This is a genomic window from Olleya sp. KJ81-1, from assembly GCF_055808135.1.
In genome coordinates, this window is record NZ_CM147854.1 from 819589 (window position 1) to 845821 (window position 26233).

General features: G+C 32.2%; 25 protein-coding genes. 10 read left to right on the forward strand and 15 right to left on the reverse strand.

From position 1 onward, the window contains the following. Position 1: 1 nt before the first annotated feature. From AC0L3M_RS03810 to AC0L3M_RS03850, 9 genes are all read right to left on the reverse strand, one after another. Positions 2 to 1669 carry a peptidase domain-containing ABC transporter gene (locus AC0L3M_RS03810; protein WP_473431888.1) on the reverse strand — a complete coding sequence of 556 codons (1668 nt, stop codon included), beginning with the start codon at positions 1667 to 1669 and terminating at the stop codon, positions 2 to 4. Continuing rightward, complete coding sequence (locus AC0L3M_RS03815; protein ID WP_473431889.1) at positions 1662 to 2348, reverse strand: TetR/AcrR family transcriptional regulator; 687 nt, start codon at positions 2346 to 2348, stop codon at positions 1662 to 1664. The genes AC0L3M_RS03810 and AC0L3M_RS03815 overlap by 8 nt, the downstream gene beginning before the upstream one ends. A gap of 95 nt (positions 2349 to 2443) precedes the next feature. Continuing rightward, the gene (locus tag AC0L3M_RS03820) at positions 2444 to 3688 is read right to left on the reverse strand and encodes a mechanosensitive ion channel family protein (RefSeq protein WP_473431890.1); all 1245 of its coding nucleotides are present in this window, start codon (positions 3686 to 3688) and stop codon (positions 2444 to 2446) included. Between the two features lie 73 nt (positions 3689 to 3761). Next, the gene (locus tag AC0L3M_RS03825) at positions 3762 to 4349 is read right to left on the reverse strand and encodes a pseudouridine synthase (RefSeq protein ID WP_473431891.1); all 588 of its coding nucleotides are present in this window, start codon (positions 4347 to 4349) and stop codon (positions 3762 to 3764) included. Continuing rightward, entirely contained in the window at positions 4339 to 6645 is a 2307-nt protein-coding gene (locus tag AC0L3M_RS03830; RefSeq protein WP_473431892.1) for a DNA topoisomerase 3, read from the reverse strand. The genes AC0L3M_RS03825 and AC0L3M_RS03830 overlap by 11 nt, the downstream gene beginning before the upstream one ends. 153 nt (positions 6646 to 6798) lie before the next feature. After that, a complete protein-coding gene (locus tag AC0L3M_RS03835) occupies positions 6799 to 7461 on the reverse strand; it encodes a hypothetical protein (RefSeq protein ID WP_473431893.1) in 663 nt (220 codons plus the stop codon). Positions 7462 to 7562: 101 nt separating this feature from the next. Continuing rightward, positions 7563 to 8009 (reverse strand): hypothetical protein, encoded by a 447-nt coding sequence (locus tag AC0L3M_RS03840; protein ID WP_473431894.1) that lies wholly within the window; start codon positions 8007 to 8009, stop codon positions 7563 to 7565. Then, positions 8006 to 8569, reverse strand: coding sequence for a hypothetical protein (locus AC0L3M_RS03845; protein WP_473431895.1), 564 nt, complete (start codon positions 8567 to 8569; stop codon positions 8006 to 8008). Before AC0L3M_RS03845 ends, AC0L3M_RS03840 begins: the two co-directional genes overlap by 4 nt. 79 nt (positions 8570 to 8648) lie before the next feature. Further along, positions 8649 to 9461 carry a DUF1853 family protein gene (locus AC0L3M_RS03850; protein WP_473431896.1) on the reverse strand — a complete coding sequence of 271 codons (813 nt, stop codon included), beginning with the start codon at positions 9459 to 9461 and terminating at the stop codon, positions 8649 to 8651. 108 nt (positions 9462 to 9569) lie between these two features. On the opposite strand from AC0L3M_RS03850, the gene AC0L3M_RS03855 reads away from it, so the two are divergent. Both AC0L3M_RS03855 and AC0L3M_RS03860 read left to right on the forward strand, forming a co-directional pair. After that, a complete protein-coding gene (locus tag AC0L3M_RS03855) occupies positions 9570 to 11123 on the forward strand; it encodes a DEAD/DEAH box helicase (RefSeq protein WP_145001668.1) in 1554 nt (517 codons plus the stop codon). Between the two features lie 86 nt (positions 11124 to 11209). Beyond that, complete coding sequence (locus AC0L3M_RS03860) at positions 11210 to 12328, forward strand: DEAD/DEAH box helicase (RefSeq protein ID WP_473432469.1); 1119 nt, start codon at positions 11210 to 11212, stop codon at positions 12326 to 12328. A gap of 63 nt (positions 12329 to 12391) precedes the next feature. On the opposite strand, the gene hpf is transcribed toward AC0L3M_RS03860, so the two are convergent. Next, positions 12392 to 12694, reverse strand: a complete 303-nt coding sequence (gene hpf / locus AC0L3M_RS03865; RefSeq protein WP_028282178.1) for a ribosome hibernation-promoting factor, HPF/YfiA family — start codon at positions 12692 to 12694, stop codon at positions 12392 to 12394. Positions 12695 to 12818: 124 nt separating this feature from the next. Here hpf and AC0L3M_RS03870 point away from each other — a divergent pair, with 124 nt between their 5' ends. The 8 genes from AC0L3M_RS03870 to AC0L3M_RS03905 all read left to right on the forward strand — a co-directional run bounded on the left by AC0L3M_RS03870 (position 12819) and on the right by AC0L3M_RS03905 (position 21613). Next, positions 12819 to 15644: a M16 family metallopeptidase gene (locus tag AC0L3M_RS03870; protein WP_473431897.1), complete on the forward strand. Its 2826-nt coding sequence runs from the start codon at positions 12819 to 12821 to the stop codon at positions 15642 to 15644. A 176-nt stretch (positions 15645 to 15820) separates the two neighbouring features. Further along, positions 15821 to 16144 (forward strand): hypothetical protein, encoded by a 324-nt coding sequence (locus AC0L3M_RS03875; RefSeq protein ID WP_473431898.1) that lies wholly within the window; start codon positions 15821 to 15823, stop codon positions 16142 to 16144. Between the two features lie 3 nt (positions 16145 to 16147). After that, positions 16148 to 16579 (forward strand): PepSY-like domain-containing protein, encoded by a 432-nt coding sequence (locus AC0L3M_RS03880; protein ID WP_191098651.1) that lies wholly within the window; start codon positions 16148 to 16150, stop codon positions 16577 to 16579. A 69-nt stretch (positions 16580 to 16648) separates the two neighbouring features. Further along, the gene (locus AC0L3M_RS03885; RefSeq protein ID WP_473431899.1) at positions 16649 to 17512 is read left to right on the forward strand and encodes a YihY/virulence factor BrkB family protein; all 864 of its coding nucleotides are present in this window, start codon (positions 16649 to 16651) and stop codon (positions 17510 to 17512) included. 173 nt (positions 17513 to 17685) lie between these two features. Next, positions 17686 to 18192, forward strand: coding sequence for a peroxiredoxin-like family protein (locus tag AC0L3M_RS03890; RefSeq protein ID WP_473431900.1), 507 nt, complete (start codon positions 17686 to 17688; stop codon positions 18190 to 18192). A gap of 133 nt (positions 18193 to 18325) precedes the next feature. Continuing rightward, positions 18326 to 19723, forward strand: coding sequence for an NAD-dependent succinate-semialdehyde dehydrogenase (locus AC0L3M_RS03895; RefSeq protein WP_473431901.1), 1398 nt, complete (start codon positions 18326 to 18328; stop codon positions 19721 to 19723). Between the two features lie 302 nt (positions 19724 to 20025). Next, positions 20026 to 21285 carry a DUF2130 domain-containing protein gene (locus tag AC0L3M_RS03900; protein ID WP_292945535.1) on the forward strand — a complete coding sequence of 420 codons (1260 nt, stop codon included), beginning with the start codon at positions 20026 to 20028 and terminating at the stop codon, positions 21283 to 21285. Positions 21286 to 21421: 136 nt separating this feature from the next. Beyond that, complete coding sequence (locus tag AC0L3M_RS03905) at positions 21422 to 21613, forward strand: cold-shock protein (RefSeq protein ID WP_145001677.1); 192 nt, start codon at positions 21422 to 21424, stop codon at positions 21611 to 21613. Between the two features lie 194 nt (positions 21614 to 21807). On the opposite strand, the gene AC0L3M_RS03910 is transcribed toward AC0L3M_RS03905, so the two are convergent. The 5 genes from AC0L3M_RS03910 to AC0L3M_RS03930 all read right to left on the reverse strand — a co-directional run bounded on the left by AC0L3M_RS03910 (position 21808) and on the right by AC0L3M_RS03930 (position 26232). Next, positions 21808 to 22605, reverse strand: coding sequence for a type 1 glutamine amidotransferase domain-containing protein (locus AC0L3M_RS03910; RefSeq protein WP_473431902.1), 798 nt, complete (start codon positions 22603 to 22605; stop codon positions 21808 to 21810). A gap of 115 nt (positions 22606 to 22720) precedes the next feature. Continuing rightward, positions 22721 to 23878 (reverse strand): iron-containing alcohol dehydrogenase, encoded by a 1158-nt coding sequence (locus AC0L3M_RS03915; RefSeq protein WP_473431903.1) that lies wholly within the window; start codon positions 23876 to 23878, stop codon positions 22721 to 22723. Positions 23879 to 23897: 19 nt separating this feature from the next. Next, the gene (locus AC0L3M_RS03920; RefSeq protein ID WP_473431904.1) at positions 23898 to 24893 is read right to left on the reverse strand and encodes an NADP-dependent oxidoreductase; all 996 of its coding nucleotides are present in this window, start codon (positions 24891 to 24893) and stop codon (positions 23898 to 23900) included. Positions 24894 to 24917: 24 nt separating this feature from the next. Then, entirely contained in the window at positions 24918 to 25550 is a 633-nt protein-coding gene (locus AC0L3M_RS03925) for an NAD(P)H-dependent oxidoreductase (RefSeq protein WP_292945522.1), read from the reverse strand. 16 nt (positions 25551 to 25566) lie between these two features. Then, complete coding sequence (locus AC0L3M_RS03930; RefSeq protein WP_473431905.1) at positions 25567 to 26232, reverse strand: NAD(P)H-binding protein; 666 nt, start codon at positions 26230 to 26232, stop codon at positions 25567 to 25569. Position 26233: the final 1 nt, after the last annotated feature.

The window sequence follows — 26233 nt, forward strand, 5'->3', positions numbered from 1 at the left end:
GCTATTTTGTGTTAATTATTTGACCTTTTTCTAAAATGATAACTTTGTCTAATTTAGAATGCCAAATATTATTTTGACTAACTACTATAAGTGTCCAAGGATGTTCTGGTTGACTTAAAAAATTGACTAGTTGTTGTGCTTCTTTAGCTTCAAATTGATCAAGAGGCTCTTTTAGCATTAGTAATTTAGGGTTTTTAACGATGCTTCTAGCTAACATGATTTTTTTAGATATGGTAAAGGATACGCCTTTTCCTTCTGGATAAATCATTGTATTTAAACCATTTGGTAACTGTTTTACAAAGTCTTTTAAGCCTACATTTTGTATAGCCCAATCCAACTGTTGGCTTGTAATGTCTGTATCTCCAAAGGTTATGTTTTGTAAAAGGGTGCCTTCAAATGGGGTCTCTTCAACTAGAGTTTGACCAATATTTTGTCTGTAACTATTTATATTTAAGCTAGTCAGCGATTTGTCACAGACATAAACACTACCATTTGTTGGACTAATTACTCCAGCTATTAATTTTAACAAACTAGATTTGCCAGAACCACTATTACCTTGAATTAAGATGCGGTCTTTTGCATTAATTTTTAGAGAAACATCTTGTAAAATTGGCTTTTTTCTGTCCTTAACACTGTAAGACACATTATCTAATTCTATATTAAAGTCATTATGGTCTACGTCCAAAATTTCGCCATCCTGAGGTTCTAATTCTTTATCAACGACTTTACCTAATTTTTCAATAGAAGTCAAAACATCATAAAAAGTTTCTAGTCCTAATATTAGTTTTTCAACAGAATTAATTACTAATAGAATAATAATTTCTGCAGCAACAAATTGACCAATATTCATTTGTTGGTTAAGTACTAAAGCACCACCAATCATTAATAATCCTGCAGTTACTAGAACTTTAAAACCAATTAACTGAATGAATTGCACGACCAATATCTTAAAATGACTCTCACGAGCTTCTAAATAATTAGTAACTAATTTGTCATTTTTATTAAGTGCTAAACTTGTTTTACCAGATAATTTAAAACTAACAATAGATCTAGCAATCTCTTGTAACCAATGTGCTACTTTGTATTTATGATTAGACTCGTCGATACTTGTTCTTAGCCCTTTTTCTGCAGTAAACTTGAATACTACGTAAATTAAGATTAAAAGTAAAGCGCCATAAATTATAAAAAAGGGATGATAAAAGGATAATAACATTAATCCAAATACAATTTGTAATACTGCAGCCGGAAAATCTATCATTACTTTGGCAATACCTTTTTGCACATTTATTGTGTCAAAAAAACGATTAGCTAATTCTGGTGGATAATAACCATTTAATTCGCTCATTTTCATTTTAGGAAAACGGTAAGCAAACTCAAAAGAGGCTCTTGTAAATATTTTTTGTTGAATATTTTCTATAATTCTTATTTGCATTAATTGTAGTACACCAACAAAAACAACACCTAAAGTCACTAATACGACTAATACTATCCATGATGTGCTAACTTGAGCTGCCTGTAATAAATTAATAATAGCTTGTATTCCAAGCGGTAACGATAGGTTTACTAATCCTGCAAAAATGGCATAGAAAAACACTTGTCTGACGTCTTTTTTGTCTAATTTAAGTAGGCTAATAAAGCGTTGCCAAGCAGTTAAGATTTTTTTACTCATTTGTTGAGATGTTAAGGGTTTTGAAAACTAAATCTTTAAAATAGTTAGTTGGATCGTCTGATTTTTTAAGATCAGATATAGTTGTAAAATGGTCTTTTAAAAAATGCTGATGCAATGCACCATCAATAACAGTACTTGATAAACTAAAGGCATAAGGATAATCCTTATCAATGGTTAATACCATATCATGCAGTCGTGTAACCAGTCTTTTATATACTAGAAAATAACCTTCCTTATTTTCGTTATCAACCTCTTTAGTTAGGTATGATTTAGAGTATTCGTTAATTACGATACGTTTTAAAAGTACCTCATCAATATGAGAGAAATTAGAGTCTAAAGTTGCAGATTGTGCTAGGACCTCAATAGCTTTTTCAATTTTTTGTTTTGGATTTGCAATACTATTAGTAGCAAAAACCAATTGATACTCTAACCAGCTCCAATACCAAGAGGTAAGATAGATTAGTAGTTTGTGTTTGCTTTCAAAATAACGATAAATGCTACTCTCGTTAGATCCAATTTTAGTACCTAATTTTTTAAACGTAAATAAGTCAAATCCAATCTCATCAATTAATTGGATACTGTTTTCAACAATACGCTTACCTAAATCAGAAGATTCTGGATCTTTAAGGTAAATTTTGTCGTTTATATTAATTTTTAAATTTGAAAGTAAACTATGCATAAATAATTATTTGATTGCAAAGATAATAGTAATACTATTACAAATGAAATCACATTAACTATTTATTAACTTTTTCTAAAAATTATAAAAGTAATTTACTTAAAAGTACTGTTGCTAGGCAATTCAAAAAGTTCTAAATCAAAGTAAGGTACAGCAGCAAGGAAGTGGTCAAAAAGGTCACTCATAACGTACTCATAACTTTCCCAACGTTTGTCTTTACTAAAACAGTAAATCTCTAGAGGCACACCTTGAGAGGTAGGTTGTAGTTGTCTTGCCATTAACAACATGTTATTATTAATAGCAGAATGTTGCTCTAAATACGTCTGTATAAATTTTCTAAAAACACCAATATTAGTCATATTGCGACCGTTAATTAATGAAGATTTATCTATACCATGAGATGTATTAAAATTATTAATCTTGTCTTGCATGGTACTTAGATAAGTGGATATGATTTCAATTTCTTTTAAACGTTCAATATCTTCATTATTTAGATATTTGATAGACGTTTGCTTGATTAACATATGTCGTTTGATACGTCTACCATCAGAGTTTGTCATTCCTCTCCAGTTTTTAAACGAGTCTGATATTAAAGCATACGTTGGTATAGTCGTAATCGTATTATCAAAATTCTGAACCTTAACCGTTGCTAAATTAATTTCAATAACATCTCCATCTGCACCAAATTTTTCAAAAGTAATCCAGTCACCAATACGAACCATATCATTTATAGACACTTGTATACTTGCTACAAAACCTAAAATGGTATCCTTAAATATTAATAATATAATAGCAGTTGCAGCTCCAAAACCAGTGATAAACTTCCATAGAGAATCTCCTCCAACCAGAACAGTCATAGCCAATCCAGCACCAAGTATCCATGCAAATATCATAAAAACTTGTATGTAACTATCTATTGGTTTATCCCTTAAACTAGGTAAAGTTTTAAAGTAATTTTTTAAAGTGTTAAGTATACTTCTTACAATCCAAAGCCCTAAAACGATTCCTGCCACTTGCATACATTTTTCAAAAAGCAAATGCAGATTAGCAAAGTCATTAAATACTAGCGGAATACTTTTTATTGCAGTATATAAAGCTGGAATATGCGCTATATTTCTAGGGACACGATTAGTAATTAATAAGTCGTCAAAATTTGATTTTGTTCGTGATGCAATTTTAGCCGAAATCAGCCTTAAAACCTTTCTAACTAATAGATCTAAAATTAAAATAAAGATTAGTGTTAAAATCAATAACACCAACATATTTAAGTACTTAGATGTAACTCTAGTTAGTCCTAAATCTCTAAAATAATCGTAAAAAAAATGTGCGTATTGTATCATGAAATAGGTTAATATTTAAAACAAAAGTACTATGTTTTTAACAATTACTCTTGCTATAAAAACTAAAGATACGTTAAAGTAGTTGGTTTAGATTTTTAATTGCCAAAACATCTGCAACTTGCATGTTGTCAAGAGTGATATTTCCAACTCTAACACGCACCAAACGTAGGGTTGGACAATTTACAGCACTAGTCATTTTGCGGACTTGTCTAAATTTACCTTCCGTTAAAGTTATTGAGACCCATGATGTTGGACCATGTCTAGCATCTCTTATTTTTTTGGAACGTTCTGGTAACTCAGGTAATTCCTTTAATTTTGTGACTTTACAAGGTTTTGTAATATATTTTTTACCGTTAAATCCTATTTCTACACCTTCGGATAATTGTTGTATCGCTTTCGCGGAAATGTCGCCATCTACTAAGGCGTAGTATTCTTTTTCAATTCCGGATTGGTTAACATGGTCACTTAGTTTACCGTCTGTGGTAAGTAGGAGTAGACCTTCACTTTTTTCGTCCAAACGACCAATAGGCATAATGCCTTCCGGAAAATCACCCAATTCTCCTAAAAATCGCTTTTTCTGTTCTTTAGCAGCATTGCTAGAAAACTGACTTAGCATTCTATAAGGTTTGTATATTTTAAAGTGTTTGTGCTTAGTGTCCATATAAAATTTTGAAAACTAAATCCTTTGTAAGTTGTTGTCCATTAGCTTTTTCGCGAATTAAGTCATAGCTAAATCTAAAATCACAACCCGATTTATAATCACTACAACCATAAGCTGTTTTTCCTTTTATAATCGTTCCTTTTTTACATTTAGGACATGGATTAGTCTCTGAAGCTGTATTTGTTTTTGCAGGCTTTTTTTGCTTAGGTTCTAATTTAAGTTTAAAATTATCATCAAAACGCAGCAAACCTTCAACAGTTGCACCTTCGACTTTAAAACCTTTTAAATTAACGGTAGATCCTTTGTCCAATAAACGTTTGTATTGGTTTTCGGATATATTCTTTTCACCAAAACTAAAATGTAATACAAAATCACATGTTTTACCATAATTGGTACACCCATAAGCCTTTTTTCCTTTTAAAATTTGTCCTTGTTTGCATTTAGGACAAGCTTTACCAACAATACCTTTAGTACCAGTTTTGGTTTTAGATTTTGTTTTGGTGGATTTTTCTGATTTATTGTTAGTGTAGCTTATTTTAGCTTCAAGTTTTTCGCTTCGTACTTCATAGACTAATTGATCTACCATATGCTTCATGTTTTTAATAAAAGCAGCAGCAGAATATTCGCCTTTTTCAATATCCTTTAATTGTTTCTCCCAAAGACCAGTCAACTCGGCTGATTTAAGCAAATCGTTACTAATAATATCTATTAATTGGATGCCTGTAATGGTTGGTAATACTTGTTTTTTATTACGTTTTATGTACTTACGTCTAAACAGTGTTTCAATAATATTTGCACGTGTGGATGGTCTACCAATACCGTTTTCTTTCATTAAATCACGCAGCTCGTCATCGTCCACTTGCTTTCCTGCAGTTTCCATAGCACGAAGTAGTGTTGCCTCTGTAAACTGATTAGGCGGTTTGGTTTGCTTTTCTAAAAAACTAGGTTCATGTGGTCCTTTTTCACCTTTAACAAAAGTAGGTAATAGACCTTGCTCTTTTGTTGTGCTATTTTTAGTTTCAAATACAACACGCCATCCTTTTTCAAGTATTTCTTTACCAGTGGTTTTAAAGTTTACGGTTTCGGCTTTTCCTATGACTGTGGTATTAGCCACTTTACAATCGTCGTAAAACACAGCAATAAAACGTCGTGTAATAATATCATATACCTGTTGTTGGTTATATTGTAAATTACTTTGTACACCAGTTGGGATTATGGCATGGTGATCTGTAACCTTGGCGTCATCAAAAACCTTTTTAGATTTTTTAATTTTTTTAGCTAAAACAGGAGCTGTTAAAGTCGCGTATTGTGTTAGGTTTTTTAAAATACCTGGTACTTTTGGATAAATATCGTTGGGTAAGTAGGTTGTATCTACTCTAGGATAGGTAACCACCTTCATTTCATACAGTTTTTGAACAATTTTAAGGGTTTCATCTGCAGAAAATCCAAATTTGGTATTACAATACACTTGTAATCCTGTTAAGTCAAATAATTTTGGCGCATATTCATTACCTTTTTTCTTGGTAATAGAGACGATTTCAAAGTCATGTGCTTTTACAATATTAGCTAACTTTTCTCCATCTTCCATTTTTAAAAAACGACCTTCCTCATAGCTAAACAAGGTATCGCGATACATGGTTTGCAGTTCCCAATAGGGTTGAGGCTTAAAGTTTTCAATTTCTTTCCAACGGTTTACAACCATTGCTAAAGTTGGTGTTTGTACACGTCCAACACTTAATACTTGCTTGTAACCACCATATTTGACTGTATATAGTCTGGTAGCATTCATACCAAGTAGCCAGTCTCCAATAGCACGCGAAAAACCTGCGTAATATAGATTGTCGTATTTTTTGCTTGGTTCTAGTTTTTCAAAACCTTCTTTTATTGCTTCGGTTGTAAGAGAGCTAATCCATAAACGCTGTACTTCGCCTTTATACTTAGCTTGATCAATAACCCAACGTTGGATTAATTCTCCTTCTGTTCCTGCATCACCACAGTTTATAACCACATCTGCTTTGTCAAAAAGGCTTTTAACAATTTTAAATTGCTTTTGTATCCCAGAATCTTTGGTGACTTTAGTTTCAAATTTTTCTGGTAACATTGGTAAGTTGTTTAAATCCCAACTTTTCCAATACGGTTTATAATCGTTTGGTTCTTTTAAGGTACAAAGGTGACCAAAAGTATAGGTTACTGCATAGCCATTACCTTCATAATAACCATCACGTTTAGAGTTGGCACCTAATACTTGAGCTATTTCTCTAGCTACAGATGGTTTTTCGGCAATACAGACTTTCATTTTATAAGGTCTATTAGTTATTAAAGCGCAAAGGATTAGTGTATTGCGCTAATATATTAAAGCGCCAAAATTAGGCTTTAATTTTCAGTTTTTAAAGTCGCAAAATAAGTGAATAAGTTAACTAAATAAAAGGGTTTTGTTAGTAGTTATTAACTATTGATTAAGCCTTTTGGTTGTTGCTAATATTTCAGAATAAATAATTTCTCCAAAGTTACTTGTAAATTCGCCATCTTTTGAAATCACTAAATAACTAGAACATGGATAATGGTATTCAAAAAATAAATTTTCGATTAAACCATCTGGATCTTGATGCCATTTAGATAGATCATATTTATCCGCTAAACCATCAATACTTTTATACAAATAGATAGGTTTTATTTGTGCTAATGTGTGTAATTTATCTTCAAAGTCTTGTTGTGCTTTTGCTCTTGTTTGTTTTGTTGCAGACCCACTAGAATTACAAGGGTCTTTTCCTGGGTAATAAATAATCACTATAGGTTTGTCACTAGCAATATCAATATTTAATGTATTGTTTAATTGCTTTATTATAGTTGCTTTATTTGATATTACACCATGTTTTTGAGCAGGTACTAATTGTTTATCAAATTTTGTTTTATTGGACACATAAGCCCATGATAAATCTTGGTTTTTTAATAGTTGATTGTAAAATTTAGATTCACTTATTCTATTATTTTCCTGATCATACAAACGGGATTTTTGATAGGCAACTTGTGTTGTTTCGCTACTTCCGTTTTGATTTGTTTTACATGACGCTAGCAGTAGTAAGGAAAGAGTAAAGAATACTAGTTTTTTCATTATTTAAAATTTCAATTAAAACATTAATGACCTACAATGTAATAAAATTAAAAGACTATTTAATAAGTGCGTGTGATTAATAAGACGATTGCGTAAAACAATTAATTATTTTCATTTTTAAACACTTTATTTTTCATCCATTTAAATTTAGATAGCATTTTAGATTTATGAGTAAGCAAATGTGCAAAGAACAGTGTTGTTATTAATGCAATAAAAGCTAATGTGCCTAAAGCACCACCATAACCTTTAAAAAAAGCGCTTTTATTTATGAAAACTATACTAAATAAAAGGCCAGCAAAAGCTAACAATAAATAGTTGTTTTTACCTTTTGGAGAAGCCATTCCAATAAATGAGGCTCCAATAAATACTAACGGAATATTTTGAGTGAGATACACATTTAATACATTAGGAAAGCAGTAAAAAAACAAACCAATTATTAAAGATAATAAGGCAGACGCCCTGACTGGACCTTGTTTTAACTGTTCGCTTACGTAAAACGTTACAGTAGCTCCTAATATACTAGCTAATATTATAAGTATAACATTCATAAATATAACCAGTGTATTAATGATACAATAATGACACCTGCAAAAGCTAAAGCACCAAGTTTACCTCCAATTCCAAGAAACAAGTTTTTAGACAGCATATATAACAACCCAGTAATGCTACCTGCAGCAATTACAAAACTTATAGATGGTGTTATTTGTGCGCTGGACATGCCAACAAAAGCACCACAATATATTACTGTTGGTAGTTTTTTTAGATAATTGGATTGGCTATTTATTTTTGGTGTAAATGAGGCTAAAACACCAATAATTCCTGCTGCCAATACACTACCCAAACCAAGGTATATATTAATTATATAACACAGTAATGCACCTATCGGAACCCAAATTACAACAGACAACCTTTCATAATTATACTTGTGATGATGTAAATCTAAATAGCGGTAACCAAAAAAGGTAGATAGGATAACTACTATAATTGCAGTACTAATCAATACATTATTTGCTGTGTATTGTTCTTTAATTATCATGGATAAAAAAACAATCTGAATAAGTAATAACAAAGCAACTGTTAAAAGCCTGATGTATTTGTGTGTTTTCAAAAAATAAGAAACCGGATTAATTACTAATATTAGTTAGGGAAAAAGATTTAAGGCTACAAAACTACTCTAATAAATCAAATTACCATGCGACCACAAAGCATTTTGTTATTTGACCATTAGGAAACTTTAGCCATAATAAAGGTGAATATTTTTCGGATTGATATATGATTAATTGTGGCTCTATTTGATCTAGAGTCAACCAATTAACATGACTATTCACGTCTAATAACCAATCGGTTTTTTGAGGCTTATAAAATTTACAATCCTTAAACAAAATTAGATCTTTATAATTAAAATAGAAGCCATAAATACAGGTGTTGTTTAACGTTTTAAACGTAATGTTACTTCCATAAGGCACAAAAATTTGCGCCTTAAAATATATTTGCTGTTTTATGGTATCGACATTTAATTGTAATTTATCTAAGTAAGGTTTTGTAGCAGTATTATAGAGTAGTGGTAGTTGTTTTAATTTAAGTTTATTTAATTTTTCAATTAAACTATCTCGACGCATAGGTCCAATTAAACAGTCTATTTCAGTGCTTCCTAAACTGGCATCATATAGATAGTATTTAAACTGAATTTCTAAATGTATTGGTTCCGAATTATTTAATATTATGCAGTCCAATTCGCCAATAGTCTGGTTAACATTTTCCTGTATTTGGATATTTTCTGACAAAACAGAAATGTCATCAAAATGCTTTAACTCCTCAAACACAAATTGTTCTACACGTTGTCCTAACCTAATATTAGGTCTAACCTTTCTATTAAAAACAAAAGATCTATCTAATTGCTTAACAAAAGGTTGCATAGTATTTATTTCAGAAAAAAATAAATGTGGTGTATTAAAAAAGCCACTAAATTGGGCCTGAAAGTTATCGGTTTTATCGCTCATATGGTTGTGTAAAAATAGGTATAATAATTTTTTTGAAGAATAGTCGTTGAAACCCTTTAAATCGTTGTATTTTTGCACATCTTAAAATTTAAAAATTGCAATTAATTAATGTCTACTAAAACTCTAGAATTACAAGAACGTACAGAAGGAAAAAGTCTTTATAGTTACCAAAAAGGAGCAATCGATAAGATTTTTAAATGTTTTGAAGAAGCGCCTGAAGATTATCATCTATTATATCAACTACCTACAGGTGGTGGAAAAACAGTTATTTTCTCTGAAATTGTAAGACAATACTTAAAACACCACAAAAAACAAGTGTTAGTAATGACACATAGGATAGAATTATGTAAGCAAACATCAAATATGCTTTCAGAATTTGGTGTAAGTAATAAAATTGTAGATAGTAAAGCAGATTTAAGTGATCAAGGTGATTTTAATTGCTTTGTAGCAATGGTGGAGACACTTAATAATCGTTTAACAGATAATAAGCTAGATATTTCAGACATTGGACTAGTAATTATTGATGAGGCACATTACAATAGTTTTACTAAGTTATTTAAGTTTTTTGAAAAATCGTTTATTCTTGGTGTAACTGCGACACCTTTAAGTAGTAATATTAACCTTCCAATGAAGGATAATTATAACGAGCTAATCGTTGGAGAAACCATCCAATCTTTAATTGAGAATGAATTTTTAGCACGTGCCGAAATATTTTCATACAACGTTGGATTAACCTCTTTAGTGGTTGGAGCTAATGGTGATTATACCGTAAAATCATCAGAAGATTTATATACCAATACAGATATGCTAACTAAGCTAATACAAGCTTATGAAGAACGTTGTAAAGGTAAAAAAACATTAATATTTAATAATGGTATTAATACATCATTACACGTATATGATACCTTTAGACGTGCTGGATATCCTGTAGCACATTTAGATAATAATAATACTAAAAAAGAGCGTAAAGCCATACTTAAATGGTTTAAAGAAACGCCAGATGCCATACTAACATCGGTAAGTATCTTAACCACTGGTTTTGATGAGCCAACAGTAGACTGTATCATGCTTAACAGAGCAACCAAGTCGTTGACATTATACTACCAAATGATTGGTCGTGGATCGCGTATATTAAAAAATAAAAATAAGTTTATAGTTATCGATTTAGGTAACAACTTACACAGATTTGGACCTTGGGGAAGTGACTTAGATTGGCACAAAATTTTCCGTTCTCCAAATTATTATTTAGATGGTATTTTAAGTGATGAAGAACTTGAAAACAATTTTAGATATGAAATGCCAGAGGATTTGCGCGAGCAATTTAAAAAATCTGACCATGTGTATTTTGATATTAAAAAATGCTACATTGATAGTATTAGAGCAGGAGAAAGCTCTAAAGTTGTATTAGAGCGCTCCATCCAACATCACGCACATATTTGTACAGAAAATAGTGAGGATTTATGGGATGCATTAGCTTTAGCTAAATTATTGGGTGACGATATAGATTACCGTATTTCTAGATATACTAAGTGTATTAGTAAAAGTACGTTTAACTTTGTAGAATGGTTAAAAGACGATTATCGTAAAAAATTAAACGCCTATTTACGTACTAATTTTGATGAGATTTTTGAAGAAATCAATGGTTTTCCACCAGAAGATTAAATCTTAAATGTAACAGTATTCAGTCGCAGTTTGCAGTTGCTTACTTTTGTAAAAACATATTAATAACACAGACTAATTACTATTTAATTATGACTTTTAAAGACCTTGGTTTAGATAAAAACTATATAAAATCTCTTAAGGAATTAGGGATTAAATCGCCAACCGAAATTCAGGCACAAGCGATTCCTATGTTATTAAAATCATCAACCGATTTTATTGGTTTAGCACAAACAGGAACAGGAAAGACAGCTGCTTTTGGACTGCCATTACTACATAAAATTAATCCCAAAAAAGATGCTGTACAAGCGTTAATAATTGCGCCTACTAGAGAATTGGTTCAGCAAATTAAAAAACAACTATTTAAATTCACCAAGTATAACAACTCTAAAATATTTTTGGAAGGTGTATATGGTGGTGAAAAAATAGACATTCAGTTACGTAACGTTGCTAGAACCACACACATTATAGTGGCTACTCCAGGTAGATTAGTAGATTTAATGACGCGTGAGGCTGTAGATTTATCTCAAGTTAAAACAATTGTTTTAGACGAAGCAGATGAAATGCTAAGCATGGGGTTTAAAAATGATTTAACTACTATTTTAAAAGGCGTTACTGGTCAAAAAAACACATGGTTATTTAGTGCTACAATGTCTAACGATTTAAAGGATATTGTTAAGCGTTACATAGCTGACGAAGCTATACGACTAGAGATAGACAGAAGTAGTGTAGTAAACCAAAATATATCTCATTATTTTGTTGAAACGACGTTGCACGAAAAATCTTCTACATTAATTAGACTTTTAGAAGACAGAGAAAACCAACGTGGAATAATTTTTACAAAAACAAAAGCTGGTGCACAAGCACTAAGACATCAATTAGAAACCGAAGGATTTAACGTTGGTGCTTTAGAAGGTGATATGCAACAAAAAGAGCGTGATAAAGTCATGCGTGCTTTTAAAAATACAACCTTACAATTATTAATTTCTACAGATGTATCTGCTAGAGGTATTGATGTTAATGATTTAGCATTTGTAATTCATCATCAATTACCAGAACATACTGAGTATTACACACACAGAAGTGGTCGTACAGCACGTGCTGGTAAAAAAGGAGAATCTATTGCCTTAATTTTAGGTAATGAGCATAATGATCTTAAAAAGGTAGAAACAACTTTAGGTATTAAGTTTAAACAGTTATCTGTTTAATAATAATGCATAAAAAAAGCGACTTTATTAAGTCGCTTTTTTTTATATACATTTTAGCATTAATTAATGCGTATTCATTTTTCCTTTACGTTTGGCTAATTGTCTTTCTAATTGATTGACAACTTCACTAACACTTTTGTGCAAAGTCTCTTTGCTTTCTTCAGCAAATAATCTAGGACCAGGAGCACTAAGTCTAATACCTGCAATTTTACCAGATTTATCGTCATTAGTATTTTCTAATTTAAAAAATACATCAGCACGTACTATAAATTCATATTTATTAAAAAGTTTTTGGATTTTTTCAGTGGTAAATTCCTCTAAAGCCTCACTTGCTTTTACCTTGTCATATTCAAAATTGATATCCATATATTTAGATTTTAAGATTACTTAAAGATAATTAAATTCAATTTCATTTCCATTTAATTTATTAAAAATTTAAGACAAAAAATTATTGATTATCTTTAAACCACAATCAAAAAAACTTTAAATAATGCGTACAATTAAAATTGCTTTACTGCTAATGTCCTTAACAGTAATCTCTTGCAAAGATTCAGGTACCACTGAAACTACAAAAACCGAAGGTTTTAAAATCAATTATGAAAAATTTACTTTAAAAAATGGTTTAGAAGTAATCCTTCATGAAGACCATTCTGACCCAATTGTAGCTGTTGCTACCTTAATGCATGTAGGTTCTAACCGAGAAAAACCAGGTAAAACAGGATTTGCTCACTTTTTTGAGCACATGTCTTTTAACGACTCAGAGAATGTTCCTGTTGGAGCCAATCGTAAAATGATACCAGAATGGGGAGGAAGTCGTAATGGTGGAACTTCTAATGATTATACTGTATATTATGAAGTTGTTCCTAAAGACGCATTTGAAAAAATCATGTGGATTGATTCAGATCGTTTTGGTTATATGATTAACACTGTGACAGAAGCTGCTTTAGAGCGCGAAAAGCAAGTGGTTAAAAACGAAAAACGTCAGCGTGTTGATAATGCAGCTTACGGTTATACAGACGAGATTATTAGAAAAAACCTATATCCAGATGGACATCCTTATAGTTGGACAGTTATTGGTGCTTTACCAGATTTGCAAGCAGCAACTATCGATGATGTTAAAGCCTTTTACCAACAGTATTATGGTGCAAAAAATGCCTCTTTAGTTATTGCAGGAGATATTGATGTTGCCGAAACTAAAAAATTGGTTGAACAATGGTTTGGCGAAATCCCAAGTGGACCAGAAGTTGAAGAGCAAAACTTTGAACCTGTTGTATTAAACGAAACTAAGTCGTTATACTTTGAAGACAATTTTGCTAAACTACCAGAAATAAGACTAGTGTATCCTACAGTTAAAAACTATCATGAAGACACTTATGCATTGGATATTTTAGGTCAATTACTTAGCGGAAGTAAAAAATCACCTTTATATAATGTGATTGTTCAAGAACAAAAATTAGCACCTAACGTTGGCACTTATCAAAATAGCAGTGAATTAGCAGGCGAGTTTGTTTTTAGAGTACGTGCTAATGCAGGAACAGATTTAGATCAAGTTAAGTCTGCTATTGATGATGGTTTAAAACGCTTTGAAACTAACGGAGTAAATTCGGCAGATTTAAAACGCATCAAAGCTCAATTAGAAACAGATTTATATCAAGGTGTAAGTACTGTGTTAAATAAAGCATTTCAATTAGTTCAGGATAACGAGTTTAATGGTGATCCTAGTTTTATTACAGAACGTGCCAAATTAACTAATGCTGTTACAGAAGCAGATATTATGCGTGTGTACAATACGTACTTAAAAGGTAAACATGCTGTAATGACTAGCGTTGTACCTAAAGGGCAATTAGATTTAGCTGTAGCTGAAAGTAAAGAAGCAACGGTTTGGATTGAAGAGGTTAAACAAGACGTCGCTAACGAGGAGGTGAGTCAAGGTGAAGAAGCGGTTTACGAGAAAACGCCTAGTAAATTTGATAGAAGCGAACCTGATTTTGGTAAACTTCCGGTATTTAAAGCACCTGCTATTTGGAAAGGTGAGTTAGAAAACGGAATGGCTTTATATGGTATAGAAAATAACGAAGTCCCTTTAGTGCAGTTTGATATTACAATTCCTGGTGGACAATTATTAGATCCACAAGGAAAAGAAGGTGTGTCTAATTTATTTAGCGATTTGATGATGCAAGGGACAAAAACAAAAACTGCTGCAGATTTAGAAGAGGCTATTGGTTTATTAGGTGCTAATATTAATATGTATAGTGCAAATGAGGATTTTCATATTACAGGATCGTGTTTAACTAAAAATTTAGACGAGACTATAAAACTAGTTAAAGAGATTATTTTAGAACCTCGTTGGGATGCTAGTGAGTTTAGTAGACTAAAACAAGCGTTAGAAACCAGTTTAAAAGGTAGCGAAGCCAATCCAAATGCAATTGCATCTAATATATTTGACCAATTAATGTATGGTAAGGATAACCGTTTTGGAATTAATAGTTCTGGAACTTTACAAAGTACCAAGGACATTACAATGGAGGATTTAAAAGCTTATTATAAAAATTTATCTCCTAAAAAGGCATCATTCCATATTGCTGGAGCGATTAACAAAACGCAAACCATAGCTGCTTTAAGTCCTTTAAAAGCATGGGAAGGAGAGACTATAAATGTACCAACATTAGCGGTTCAATCAACTAATACAGGCGGAACACTATATTTTGTAGACGTTCCTGATGCTAAACAATCGGTATTATATATTGGTAAATTAGCGTTATCTGGAAAAGACGAAAACGCTAACAATCTTGATTTTGCAAACGAAATCTTAGGTGGTGGATCAAGTGGTCGCTTATTTCAGACCCTAAGGATAGGTAAGGGTTATACTTATGGTGCGTATTCTGGTATTACAAATCGTGAAGCTGTTAGTCCTTTTGCTATTAGATCTAGTGTTCGTGCCAATGCAACTTTAAAGTCTCTAGAAATCATTAAAAACATGGTTAAAGATTATAAAGATAGCTTCACAGACACTGAAGTCGAGTTAACCAAAAACAAAATTCTTAAAGGTAATACTAGAGCTTATGAAAGTTTAGGCGCACAATTAGGTATTTTAAGACGCATTAGTAAATACAATAAAGACGACAATTTTTTAGACACAGATCAAGACGAATTATTATCTATGAGTTTGGAAAACTACCAAGCAATTATAGACCAATATTTAAACGAGTCTGAAATGGTATATCTAGTAGTTGGTGACAAAGCCACTCAATTTGAGGAAGTTAAAAAATTAGGGAAACCTGTGGTACAATTGGATATATACGGAAACAAAATATAACCACTCACTGTATATAGTACTTAAAAGCACAATGTAATCATTGTGCTTTTTTTATGCTTTACAATTACTGTATATGTAAATATTGTAAAGGTCTAAGATAATTGTATAATGGATTAAGTGGTGTTTATATCAATCTTTGTAGTATAACAATTAGTAACCCATTCAACACTAAAATTATGAAGCTAATAAGCATATTATTCAGTCTATTTTTTGCTTCCACAATAGTAGTAAACTCTAATGCTGTTAATACTATTGATGATAGAGGTATTACAAAACAAGTCGTTTATGATGGCTATGATGGAAGAATTTTTTACTTCACAGATATAAAAGATAACACAATTATTATTGAAGATATTAACGCAAGTAAAACCTTAAATAATTATAATCTAGAAGCCAATAAACACGTTGGTAAAGCCTTTAATTTAACTGTAAAACAAAGTACAGAGGATAACATCTACAGCGAAATTGAAGTCGTATCTATTAACCTAATAAACCAATAAATTATGAAAGCATTTAAAAACATAAAATTTGCCCTAATCGCACTTATCGCGTTTAGTTGTCAAAATACAGTTAAAGGACAAACTCCAGAGGTTGTTAAACAAGCATTTGAAGCTAAGTATCCAAACGAAAATAATCCAGATTGGGAGGTTGATGCTAACGGAAACTATGAAGCTCAATTTAAACAAAATGGCGAAAAATATAGAGCAGATTTTAGTCCTAGCGGAAATTGGATTGAAACCGAATCTAGTATTAAAAAAGACGACTTGCCTAAAGCTATCAGAGACATTATTAAAAACGAATATGGTAGTGAAGACATTACCGAAGTAGAGCATGTTGATAGTGCGTCAAAAGGCGAATTCTATGACGTAGAGTTTAAACAAAAAGGTAAAAATAAGGATGTCGAGTTTAGAGCAAACGGAACAATCATAAATTAGTATTGCCTATAGTTAATAAAGCCCAACTAACCATGTTGGGCTTTTGTAGTTTTATAACCAAATACCATCATGACAACCACAAAAACATTTAAACTTGCAAGTTTACCAAAACTGTTGTTTACCACAGCTAAGTCTTGGTATAAAAGCGAACCCTTCCAACGTAGCGCAATCGTTGCGTATTACGCCATTTTATCCTTACCAGCTTTAATTATAATCATATTAAATTTAGTTGGATCTGTTTGGGGACGTGATATTGTACAAGGTGAATTGTTAGATGAAATCGCTAAAGCCATAGGTCCTGACACTGCCGAAACTATTCGACTAATGATAGTTGGTCGTGGTAATGAAACCACATCGTTGTTTACAACAGTTGTTGGTATTGCAACCTTATTATATGGTGCAACAGGAGTGTTTTTTCAGCTTCAAGCTGCTTTTGACAAAATTTGGGATAATGAAGCGGATTATGCCAATGGGTTTATAGCAACCCTTATTAGTCGTCTTAAAAGCTTTGGGTTTATATTAATTATTGGTTTTTTACTGCTAACTAGTTTTTTACTAACCTCATTATTAAGTACGTTTAGCAATCAATTACAACGCTTTCTTCCGGATAATGTCGTGGAATACCTGTTTGCTTTTGACTTTATAATTTCTATTGGATTCATTTACGTATTATTTGCTGCTATGTTTAAGTTTTTACCATCTGCAACCATTTCTTGGAAGTCGGTTAGGGTAGGTGCATTGTTAACCACACTACTATTCTTATTAGGTAAATATCTTTTAGCTATATATTTTAATACCATGCAACCAGGATCCACCTATGGAGCAGCAGGTTCTATAATATTAATTATGCTTTGGGTGTCTTATACTAGCTTAATACTATTGTATGGTGCACATTTTACAAAAACCTATGCTAATACCTTTATTAAGGATTAATATTAGGTGCGTAATAGTGGACTAATGTGTCAATATTGTAAAGGACAACAATAATTGTGTAACAAGTAAAGCTACCTTTTTTCTGACCTTTGTGTAAAACAAATGCAAACCATTAATTAAAAATTAGTGTTTAAAACACATCACTATTTAATTAATATAAAAACATAAAAGCTGTGATTAAACCAAGAGAAAAAGCACCAGAATTACAAATCAAATTAGTAAACAATACAGCATGGAAATTAAGCGATCAGTCGCCAGAAAATTTCACGTTAGTATTATTTTATAGAGGTAAACATTGTCCTGTTTGTAAAAGTCAGTTAGAAGAACTTCAAAAAAAATTAGACAAGTTTACGGATCGTGGTGTTAATGTTATTGCCATTAGTTCGGATACAGAGGACGTCGCAAAAGCAACACATAAAGAATGGGACATTTCAAACATTCCGTTAGGCTACGATTTTTCAATTGACGAAGCTAGAAAATGGGGATTATTTATTTCTTCAGGAATTAAAGACGAACCAGAATTATTTACAGAACCTGGACTATTTTTAATAACTCCAGATCAAACCGTGTATTGGGAATCTATCCAATCCATGCCATTTGGAAGACCAAGTTTTAATGATGTTTTAGGTGGTATTGACTACATACTAAAAGCAGATTATCCTGCTAGAGGAGAAGCCTAAAACCTTAGGATTAAAAAAATAATCCTACAACACGATTAGCCTTTTATTAAAGGCATTTTAAAAGCACGCTTATTCATATTACAGTCCGACTTGGACATTGCTAAGCGTATCACTAACTTAAATATAAATTTACATGAGTAATACCACAGATAAAGGATTTAAAACGATTAATCCAGCAACAGAACAAACAATAAAACATTACGAATACATGACAGCAGACCAAGCTATTAAAGCTGTGGACAATTGTTATGAAGCTTTTTTAGATTGGAAACTAAAATCGTTAGAAGATCGTTCAACCATTATTAAAGCAGTTGGTAAAACGCTATTGGAGGTTAAAGATGAATATGCCGAATTAATGACTCAAGAAATGGGTAAATTAGTTAGCCAAAGTCATGACGAAATCGAGCTTTGTGCTGGAATTTGTGAATACACAGCAACTGAAGGTATCAAACAATTACAAGATGAAGTACGTACCATGGAAAATGGTGGAAAAGGAATCATCCAACAAGCACCTTTAGGCGTTATTTATGGTATTCAACCATGGAATTTTCCATTATATCAAGCCATTCGTTATGCGATAGTTAATCTTATGGCAGGAAACGGAGTGTTGTTAAAACACGCTAAAAACGTGACTGGTTCTGCACTAAAACTTAAAGACGTTTTTGAAAAAGCAGGATTACCAAAAAACCTATTTACAGTCTTAATTATAGATCACGAAACATCTGATAAAATTATCGAACATAAAGCAGTTAGAGGTGTAACGCTAACAGGAAGTTCTAAAGCTGGTGAGTACGTAGCACAAAAAGCAGCCAAAGCATTAAAAAAGACAGTCTTGGAGTTGGGTAGTAATGATGCCTATTTAGTATTAGACGATGCCGATATTGATTTAGCAGTACAAACAAGCATACAAGGACGTACGTATAACAACGGAGAAACTTGTGTAGCAGCAAAACGTTTTGTGGTGGTAGACAAGGTGTACGACCAGTTTAAAGACGCGTTTGTTAAAGGAATGAAAGACATTAATTTTGGCGATCCTATGGACAAAGACTCAAAATTAGGACCTATGGCTAGAAAAGATTTAAGAGACAAAATTCACCAACAAGTAGAAGACAGTGTTACTAATGGAGCAACCATTTTATGTGGTGGTACAATACCTGAGGTTACAGGATATTATTATCCTTCAACCGTTTTAGGTGACGTAAAACCAGGACAACCAGCATATAGTGACGAGCTATTTGGACCTGTTGCTTCACTAATTAAAGCAAAAGATAACGAAGATGCTATGCGCATAGCTAACGACAGTCGTTTTGGACTTGGAGGCGGAATTTTTAGTAAAGATGAAGACAAAGCCATCCAATTAGCAAAAGACCATTTTGATACTGGAATGATAAACATTAACTCTTACGGATTAGCACATCCAAACATGCCATTTGGAGGAATTAAAGACTCTGGTTATGGACGTGAACATGGTGGATTTGGTATCAGAGAGTTTGTAAATTCTAAATCTATAATGTTGAATAATAGCAAATAAATTATAATAGCGTTACAGCTATTGTATACTAAAGATCAAGTTGAAAAGCTTGGTCTTTTTTTTGGTTTAATGTGAAATTTTGGATAACATGAATCACTCACATTTAAAAATCAGAAGGAATTAGTTTAAAATTTAATTCAATCCTTTTTGTTTAAATCCCTATGTATTTTGTAGTTTTAATTTTTCTAAACAACTATAATTATTGTAGTTCTTATTGTATCATAATTATAGTCTTTTTTAGTGGTTTATAAGTAGAAAAAAATCTCTATATACTTCTATTTTAAGAGAAAAATTGAATTAAAATGAAAAACGAAAATCAAATAAAATGTCCTAATTGTGGGACTTCCATAGATGTTCAAGATATTTTATCGCATCAATTAGAAGAGGAAATAAAACAAAAGTATCAGTCGCAAATTGCTGCCGAGAAAAAACGATACGAGAGTCAGCAAGAGCAATTAAAACAAGAAAAATTAGATTTTGAACAAAAGAAAAAGCGCGAGAACGTGTTATTTCAAGAACGTTTAGAAAATCAGCTTAAAGAAGATAAAAAAGAAATTGAAGCAAAGCTAAAGCTTAAGTTAAAGGAAGAGCAATCTGACCAGTTTGCAGCTTTACAAAAGGAATTAAACGAAAAGTCTGAGCAGGTTAAAGAGTTAAACCGATCTAAAGCAGAAATTGAAAAGCTTAAAAGAGAAAAAGGCGAACTTAAAGAAGCTGCTGAGGCGGAAGCACAAAAAAAGCTGAACGAAATTCTAGTAGCTGAAAAAGAGAAGATTAAAAAATCTGAGGAAGACAAAAACGAATTGCGTTTTAAAGAAATGCAAAAGCAATTGGAAGACCAGAAAAAGCTAACCGAAGAAATGAAACGTAAGCAGGAGCAAGGCTCTATGCAACTGCAAGGTGAAGTGCAAGAGTTAGCAATAGAGGAGTGGTTAGCAGCTCAGTTTCCGTTAGATACTATCGAGGAAATTAAAAAAGGTGCCAGAGGTGGAGATTGTATCCAAATTGTACATACTAGAACAGAACAAAACTGTGGTACTATTTACTACGAGAGTAAACGTACAAAAGATTTTCAGCCTAGCTGGATAGAAAAATTTAAAGCAGACATTAGAGATCGAGGAGCCAATATTGGTGTATTAGTGACTGAGGTCATGCCATCAGATATGGACCGAATGGGTTTAAAGGATGGTATTTGGATTTGTAATTACGACGAGTTTAAAGGGTTGTGTGCTGTGTTAAGAGAAGGGATTTTACAAGTTAATAACGCCATTATCACACAAGAAAATAAAGGTGATAAAATGGATTTACTATATGATTACCTAACTAGTAACACCTTTAGAATGCAAATTGAAGCAATTGTGGAAGGTTTTACACAAATGAAGTCTGATTTAGAGAGTGAAAAACGATCGATGCAACGTATTTGGAAGCAAAGAGAGAAGCAAATCGAGAAAGTAGTGACCAATACCATAGATATGTATGGCTCTATTAAAGGTATTGCTGGAAATGCAATACAATCTGTAAAAGCTTTGGAATTGCCTGGTTTTGATGAAGATGACGATTAGTTATTTCGTTTTTTTACATAAATATTAATTTTTATTTCATTGAAAATCAAATAATAAATGAGAATTATAACTCATTATCTAATTAATGGCACTATACTTGCATAATATTAAGTATTAATAAATAAATTACATTACAATGAGTAGAGGTACAGTAAAGTTTTTCAACGACACAAAAGGATTTGGTTTTATTACTGAAGAAGGAGTAGACAAAGATCATTTTGTACACATTTCTGGATTAATCGATGAGATTAGAGAAGGTGATGAGGTTGAATTTGACTTACAAGAAGGAAACAAAGGATTAAACGCAGTTAACGTAAAAGTTATCTAAGATATATATTCAGTACAATTCAAGAAAAAGGTTGCCTAAAAAGGCAGCCTTTTTTTATGCGCTAAATTTAAGATCTATTTAAACAAAGGACTGAAAAGGTTAAGTTATCTAATAGATTTATTTTGGCATAAAATTACAAACAAAAAAAGGTTGTCCAAATGGACAACCTTTTTTATTAATATTTAAAGCGAAGCTTATTTTAAGCTTTCTAATAATTTTTCAGCAACTAACTCAGATGATGCTGGATTTTGTCCAGTAATTAAATTACCATCCTGAATAGCGTAAGCTGCCCAATCTTCTTTTTTAGAGTAGATTCCACCATTTTTACTTAGCATGTCTTCCACTAAAAATGGAACAACCTCTGTTAAACCAACAGCATCTTCTTCTGTATTTGTAAATCCTGTTACTTTTTTACCTTTTACTAATGGTTCTCCATCTGTTCCTTTTACATCTTTTAATGCAGCAGGAGCGTGGCATACAAATGCTACAGGCTTCTCTTGTGTGTTAAATTTTTCGATTAAAGCGATTGACGTTTTATCGTTTGCTAAATCCCATAATGGTCCATGACCTCCTGGATAAAATACAGCATCAAAATCGTCAGCATTCATGTCTGATAATTTATGTGTATTAGCAATTAATGCTTGTGTTGCTTCATCTTTGTTATAACGCTCAGTATCTTCAGTAGCAGCATCTGGTGAGTCACTACTTGGATCTATTGGAGCTGCACCTCCATTTGGAGTAGCAATAGTAATTTTAGCACCTTTGTCTACTAATGTGTAATATGGATTTGCGAATTCTTCAACCCAAAATCCTGTTTTTTTTCCTGTATCTCCTAATTTATCGTGAGATGTTAATACAAATAATACGTTCATAGTTTTTTCTTTTTTAGTTTCTGTTTTTACTTCTAAAACGCTTTTAGAAGCTGTTTTATCCTTACAGCTAGTTGCTGTAACAATGGTTAGCGTTAAGGCTAATGTTTTTATTAAATTCATTTTAATATTACTGAGTATATTTAATAATAATAATAATATCAGTTTGAGTGCAGTTAAAAACCTTAGAATTTTTGCTGTTATAGCACTTTAACTACACCCAAAAATGATAGTATGTTTAATATGCCATTTTTACAATTTTTTCTGCATCTTCAGGCATTAAAGCTTGACGCTCGCCTAATTTCCAACCTCTAGCTTTAAAACGTTTAGCAACTTCTTCAGCAGTACCTTCATAGTCTTTAGTATAGTCAGATAATTTAGTATCAATACCTAACTGATGGAAAAATGCTTCGGTTTTAGCAATAGCTTCATAGGCTTTATCGTCTGTACTACCTTCAGTAATATTCCAAACACGTTCTCCATATTGTGCTAATTTTTCTTTTTTAGCTTCAAAATTATATTTGTAATGACTTGGAGTAATTACAGCTAACGTACGTGCATGATCAATTCCGAATAAAGCTGTTAACTCGTGACCCATCATGTGGATTGCCCAATCTCCTGGTACTCCTTTTTGTATAAGTCCGTTTAATGCCATAGTACAACTCCACATAAAGTTAGATGCTGCTTGGTAATTTGTAGGATCTTTTAGTACTGTTGGAGCAACCTCTACTAAAGTTTGTAATATACTTTCTGCAAAACGATCTTGTAATAACGCTCCAATTGGATACGTCATATACTGTTCTAAAACGTGTGTGAAAGCATCTGTTAAACCATTTGCTAATTGACGTTCTGGAATAGACGTTATTACTTGTGGATCTAATATTGAAAACACTGGAAATAAACCAGGTCCTCCCATTGCTAATTTTTCTTTAGTTTCTTCACGTGTAATTACTGCTCCAGAATTCATTTCGGATCCTGTTGCTGGTAAGGTTAACACAGTTCCAAATGGCATTCCTTTTTCAGTTCTGATATTTTTAGTTAAAATATCCCAAGGTGTATCACCATCGTAAACAGCAGCTGCAGATAAAAATTTAGTTCCGTCAATTACAGATCCACCACCAACTGCTAGTAAATACGTAATGTCTTGATCTTTAATAACTTTTAAAGCGTCCATTAATGTTGCGTATTCTGGATTTGCAGGAATACCTCCAAACTCAGTAACATTAACGTCTGCTAAAGCAGTTTTTACTTGATCGTAAATTCCGTTTTTCTTAATACTTCCTCCACCATAAAGTAATAATACTTTTGCGTCTGAAGGAATTTCATTTTTTAATTGTTCTATCGTATCCTTTCCAAAAATAATTTTGGTTGGGTTTTTAAATTCAAAATTGTTCATCTTCTTTTTCTTTTGGTTATTATATTTTTACTATCATTTTTCCTTTGTTTTTACCTTCGAATAAATCGATAAAAGCTTGAGGAATATTATCAAAACCATCAACGATAGTTTCGGTATAGGTTAATTTTTCTTCACCTAACCAACCTGATAATTTTTGGATGGCTTCTGGGAATTTTTCGGCATAATTAGACACAATGAAACCTTGCATTAAGGCACTGTTTTTTACTAAAAATGGCTGTACGCTTAAGCTAGTAGGTAATTCGGTTTCATTGTAAACCGAAATGGCACCACAAATTATAATTCTTGCAAATTGATTTATACTGAATAAAACCGCATCCGAAATTGGTCCTCCAACATTATCAAAATACACATCCACTCCGTTTGGTGCAGCTTCAGCAATTGCAGATTTCATGTCTTTTGTGGTGTTGTAATTGATACCTTCATCAAAACCGAATTTACTTTTTAGCATTTCGATTTTTTCATCTGTACCAGCAATTCCAATAACGCGTAAGCCTAATATTTTTGCTATTTGTCCAACAACACTACCAACAGCACCTGCAGCTCCTGAGACTACTATGGTTTCGCCTGCTTTAGGCTTTCCTATTTCGGTTAATCCTAAATAAGCAGTTAAACCTGTCATACCTAAAATACCTAAATAGGTACTTAAAGGAGCTTTTTCAGGATCTACTTTATTTAAACCTTCACCATTAGACACTTGTTGTGTTGACCAATTTAGCATGCCAGAAACGTAATCTCCAACTTGGAATTTTTTGTTTTTAGAATCTAAAACTTTAGCCACAACACCAGAGTGTACAGGCTCGTTTAATTTGAAAGGTGGAACGTAAGATTTTGCATCATTCATTCGTCCTCTTAAATAAGGATCTACCGAAACATAAGCTGCTTCTAATAAAATCTCTCCATCAGCTATGGTTAACGATTTATCGTCTTGGACAAATTCAAAATTAGAAAGTGTAGGTTGTCCCTCAGGTCTGCTTTTTAATACTATCGTTTTCATATTCAATTTCATTTAAGTTTTATATTATTCAATAACGGTTACAATCTCATCCATAGGTCGTCTAACCTTAACCAGATTTACTAACCAATCTTCCTCTTCTTTTCTGTAACCAATTGGTAATAAAACAGCACTACGTAATCCTTTTTCGCGTAAGCCTAAAATTTTGTCTACAGCATCTGGCTCAAAACCTTCTAAAGGCGTTGCGTCCACACCTTCAAAAGCTGCAGCAGTTAACGCTTCAGTAAATGCAATGTAAGCTTGTTTTGATGCGTGAATAAAGTTTTCTTCTGGATCTTTTTGAGGATACATACCTAATAACATTTGTCGGTAATTTTCCCAACCTTCGTTTTTAAAACCACGAATATCATTGGTTAAATCAAACATATAATTAATACGCTCTGGTGTATAATGGTCCCAAGCAGCAAATACTAAAAGGTGAGAACAGTCTGTAATTACAGATTGATTCCAAGCAATTGGTCTAATTTGCTCTTTAATATCTTGGTTTTTTACCACAAATATTTCAAAAGGTTGTAATCCTGAAGACGTGGGAGCCAAGCGTGCAGCCTCTAAAATACGTTCTATTTTATCTTCTGCTACTTTTTCGCCATTCATGGCTTTAGCTGCGTATCTCCAATTTAATTTATCTAATAATTCCATATATTCAATGTTTGTTTTAGTTGTTTTTAGTAATGCGTTGTATTGCATCTGATGCTATAATAGTATTAGCATGATTGGTGCTATTAGCTAGGTTTAACATGGCTTGAGCAATAGTTTCTGGTTCAATAATTTTATATTTTTTTAAGGAACCTATAAATAGCGGTTTTAATGCTTCAAAAATTGAGATTCCTATTTTTTCAAGCGTACGTCTTTCTTCTCGTTGGCCTCCAATTAATGAAGGTCTTAAAATAAAGGTTCGGTTGATGTCTTGATTTAGGACATCTTGCTCCATTTCGCCTTTAATTTTATTATAAAATATGTTACTTTTTGCATTGGCTCCCATTGCAGATATAACTACAAATGTATCTATACCATTAGCTTTAGCAAGCTTTGCAGCAGCAACCGGAATCCCGTAATCTATTTTTTTGTAAAGTGATTTATCTGGTGTTTTACTTTTAGTTGTACCAATGCAACAAAACACTTGATGTGCAGTAAAATCGTCTTTAAAATCTTCTAGTTTTAATAAATCTCCAATGTATTGAGTTACCTTACTAGGTAATCCTTTTATTTTAGATCGTGAAAACAATTTTATGCTGGAGTAGTCTTTGTCTTCAATTAATTTTTGAAGTAAAATACCTCCAGTTAAACCTGTTGCACCTAATATAATTGCTGTTTTTTTCATT

Bases quoted from the DNA above. Each gene is read 5' to 3' on its own strand.
- AC0L3M_RS03810 (WP_473431888.1), bottom strand. From the start codon at position 1,669: ATGAGTAAAAAAATCTTAACTGCTTGGCAACGCTTTATTAGCCTACTT.
- AC0L3M_RS03815 (WP_473431889.1), bottom strand. From the start codon at position 2,348: ATGCATAGTTTACTTTCAAATTTAAAAATTAATATAAACGACAAAATT.
- AC0L3M_RS03820 (WP_473431890.1), bottom strand. From the start codon at position 3,688: ATGATACAATACGCACATTTTTTTTACGATTATTTTAGAGATTTAGGA.
- AC0L3M_RS03825 (WP_473431891.1), bottom strand. From the start codon at position 4,349: ATGGACACTAAGCACAAACACTTTAAAATATACAAACCTTATAGAATG.
- AC0L3M_RS03830 (WP_473431892.1), bottom strand. From the start codon at position 6,645: ATGAAAGTCTGTATTGCCGAAAAACCATCTGTAGCTAGAGAAATAGCT.
- AC0L3M_RS03835 (WP_473431893.1), bottom strand. From the start codon at position 7,461: ATGAAAAAACTAGTATTCTTTACTCTTTCCTTACTACTGCTAGCGTCA.
- AC0L3M_RS03840 (WP_473431894.1), bottom strand. From the start codon at position 8,009: ATGAATGTTATACTTATAATATTAGCTAGTATATTAGGAGCTACTGTA.
- AC0L3M_RS03850 (WP_473431896.1), bottom strand. From the start codon at position 9,461: ATGAGCGATAAAACCGATAACTTTCAGGCCCAATTTAGTGGCTTTTTT.
- AC0L3M_RS03855 (WP_145001668.1), top strand. From the start codon at position 9,570: ATGTCTACTAAAACTCTAGAATTACAAGAACGTACAGAAGGAAAAAGT.
- hpf (WP_028282178.1), bottom strand. From the start codon at position 12,694: ATGGATATCAATTTTGAATATGACAAGGTAAAAGCAAGTGAGGCTTTA.
- AC0L3M_RS03870 (WP_473431897.1), top strand. From the start codon at position 12,819: ATGCGTACAATTAAAATTGCTTTACTGCTAATGTCCTTAACAGTAATC.
- AC0L3M_RS03875 (WP_473431898.1), top strand. From the start codon at position 15,821: ATGAAGCTAATAAGCATATTATTCAGTCTATTTTTTGCTTCCACAATA.
- AC0L3M_RS03880 (WP_191098651.1), top strand. From the start codon at position 16,148: ATGAAAGCATTTAAAAACATAAAATTTGCCCTAATCGCACTTATCGCG.
- AC0L3M_RS03885 (WP_473431899.1), top strand. From the start codon at position 16,649: ATGACAACCACAAAAACATTTAAACTTGCAAGTTTACCAAAACTGTTG.
- AC0L3M_RS03895 (WP_473431901.1), top strand. From the start codon at position 18,326: ATGAGTAATACCACAGATAAAGGATTTAAAACGATTAATCCAGCAACA.
- AC0L3M_RS03900 (WP_292945535.1), top strand. From the start codon at position 20,026: ATGAAAAACGAAAATCAAATAAAATGTCCTAATTGTGGGACTTCCATA.
- AC0L3M_RS03905 (WP_145001677.1), top strand. From the start codon at position 21,422: ATGAGTAGAGGTACAGTAAAGTTTTTCAACGACACAAAAGGATTTGGT.
- AC0L3M_RS03910 (WP_473431902.1), bottom strand. From the start codon at position 22,605: ATGAATTTAATAAAAACATTAGCCTTAACGCTAACCATTGTTACAGCA.
- AC0L3M_RS03915 (WP_473431903.1), bottom strand. From the start codon at position 23,878: ATGAACAATTTTGAATTTAAAAACCCAACCAAAATTATTTTTGGAAAG.
- AC0L3M_RS03920 (WP_473431904.1), bottom strand. From the start codon at position 24,893: ATGAAAACGATAGTATTAAAAAGCAGACCTGAGGGACAACCTACACTT.
- AC0L3M_RS03925 (WP_292945522.1), bottom strand. From the start codon at position 25,550: ATGGAATTATTAGATAAATTAAATTGGAGATACGCAGCTAAAGCCATG.
- AC0L3M_RS03930 (WP_473431905.1), bottom strand. From the start codon at position 26,232: ATGAAAAAAACAGCAATTATATTAGGTGCAACAGGTTTAACTGGAGGT.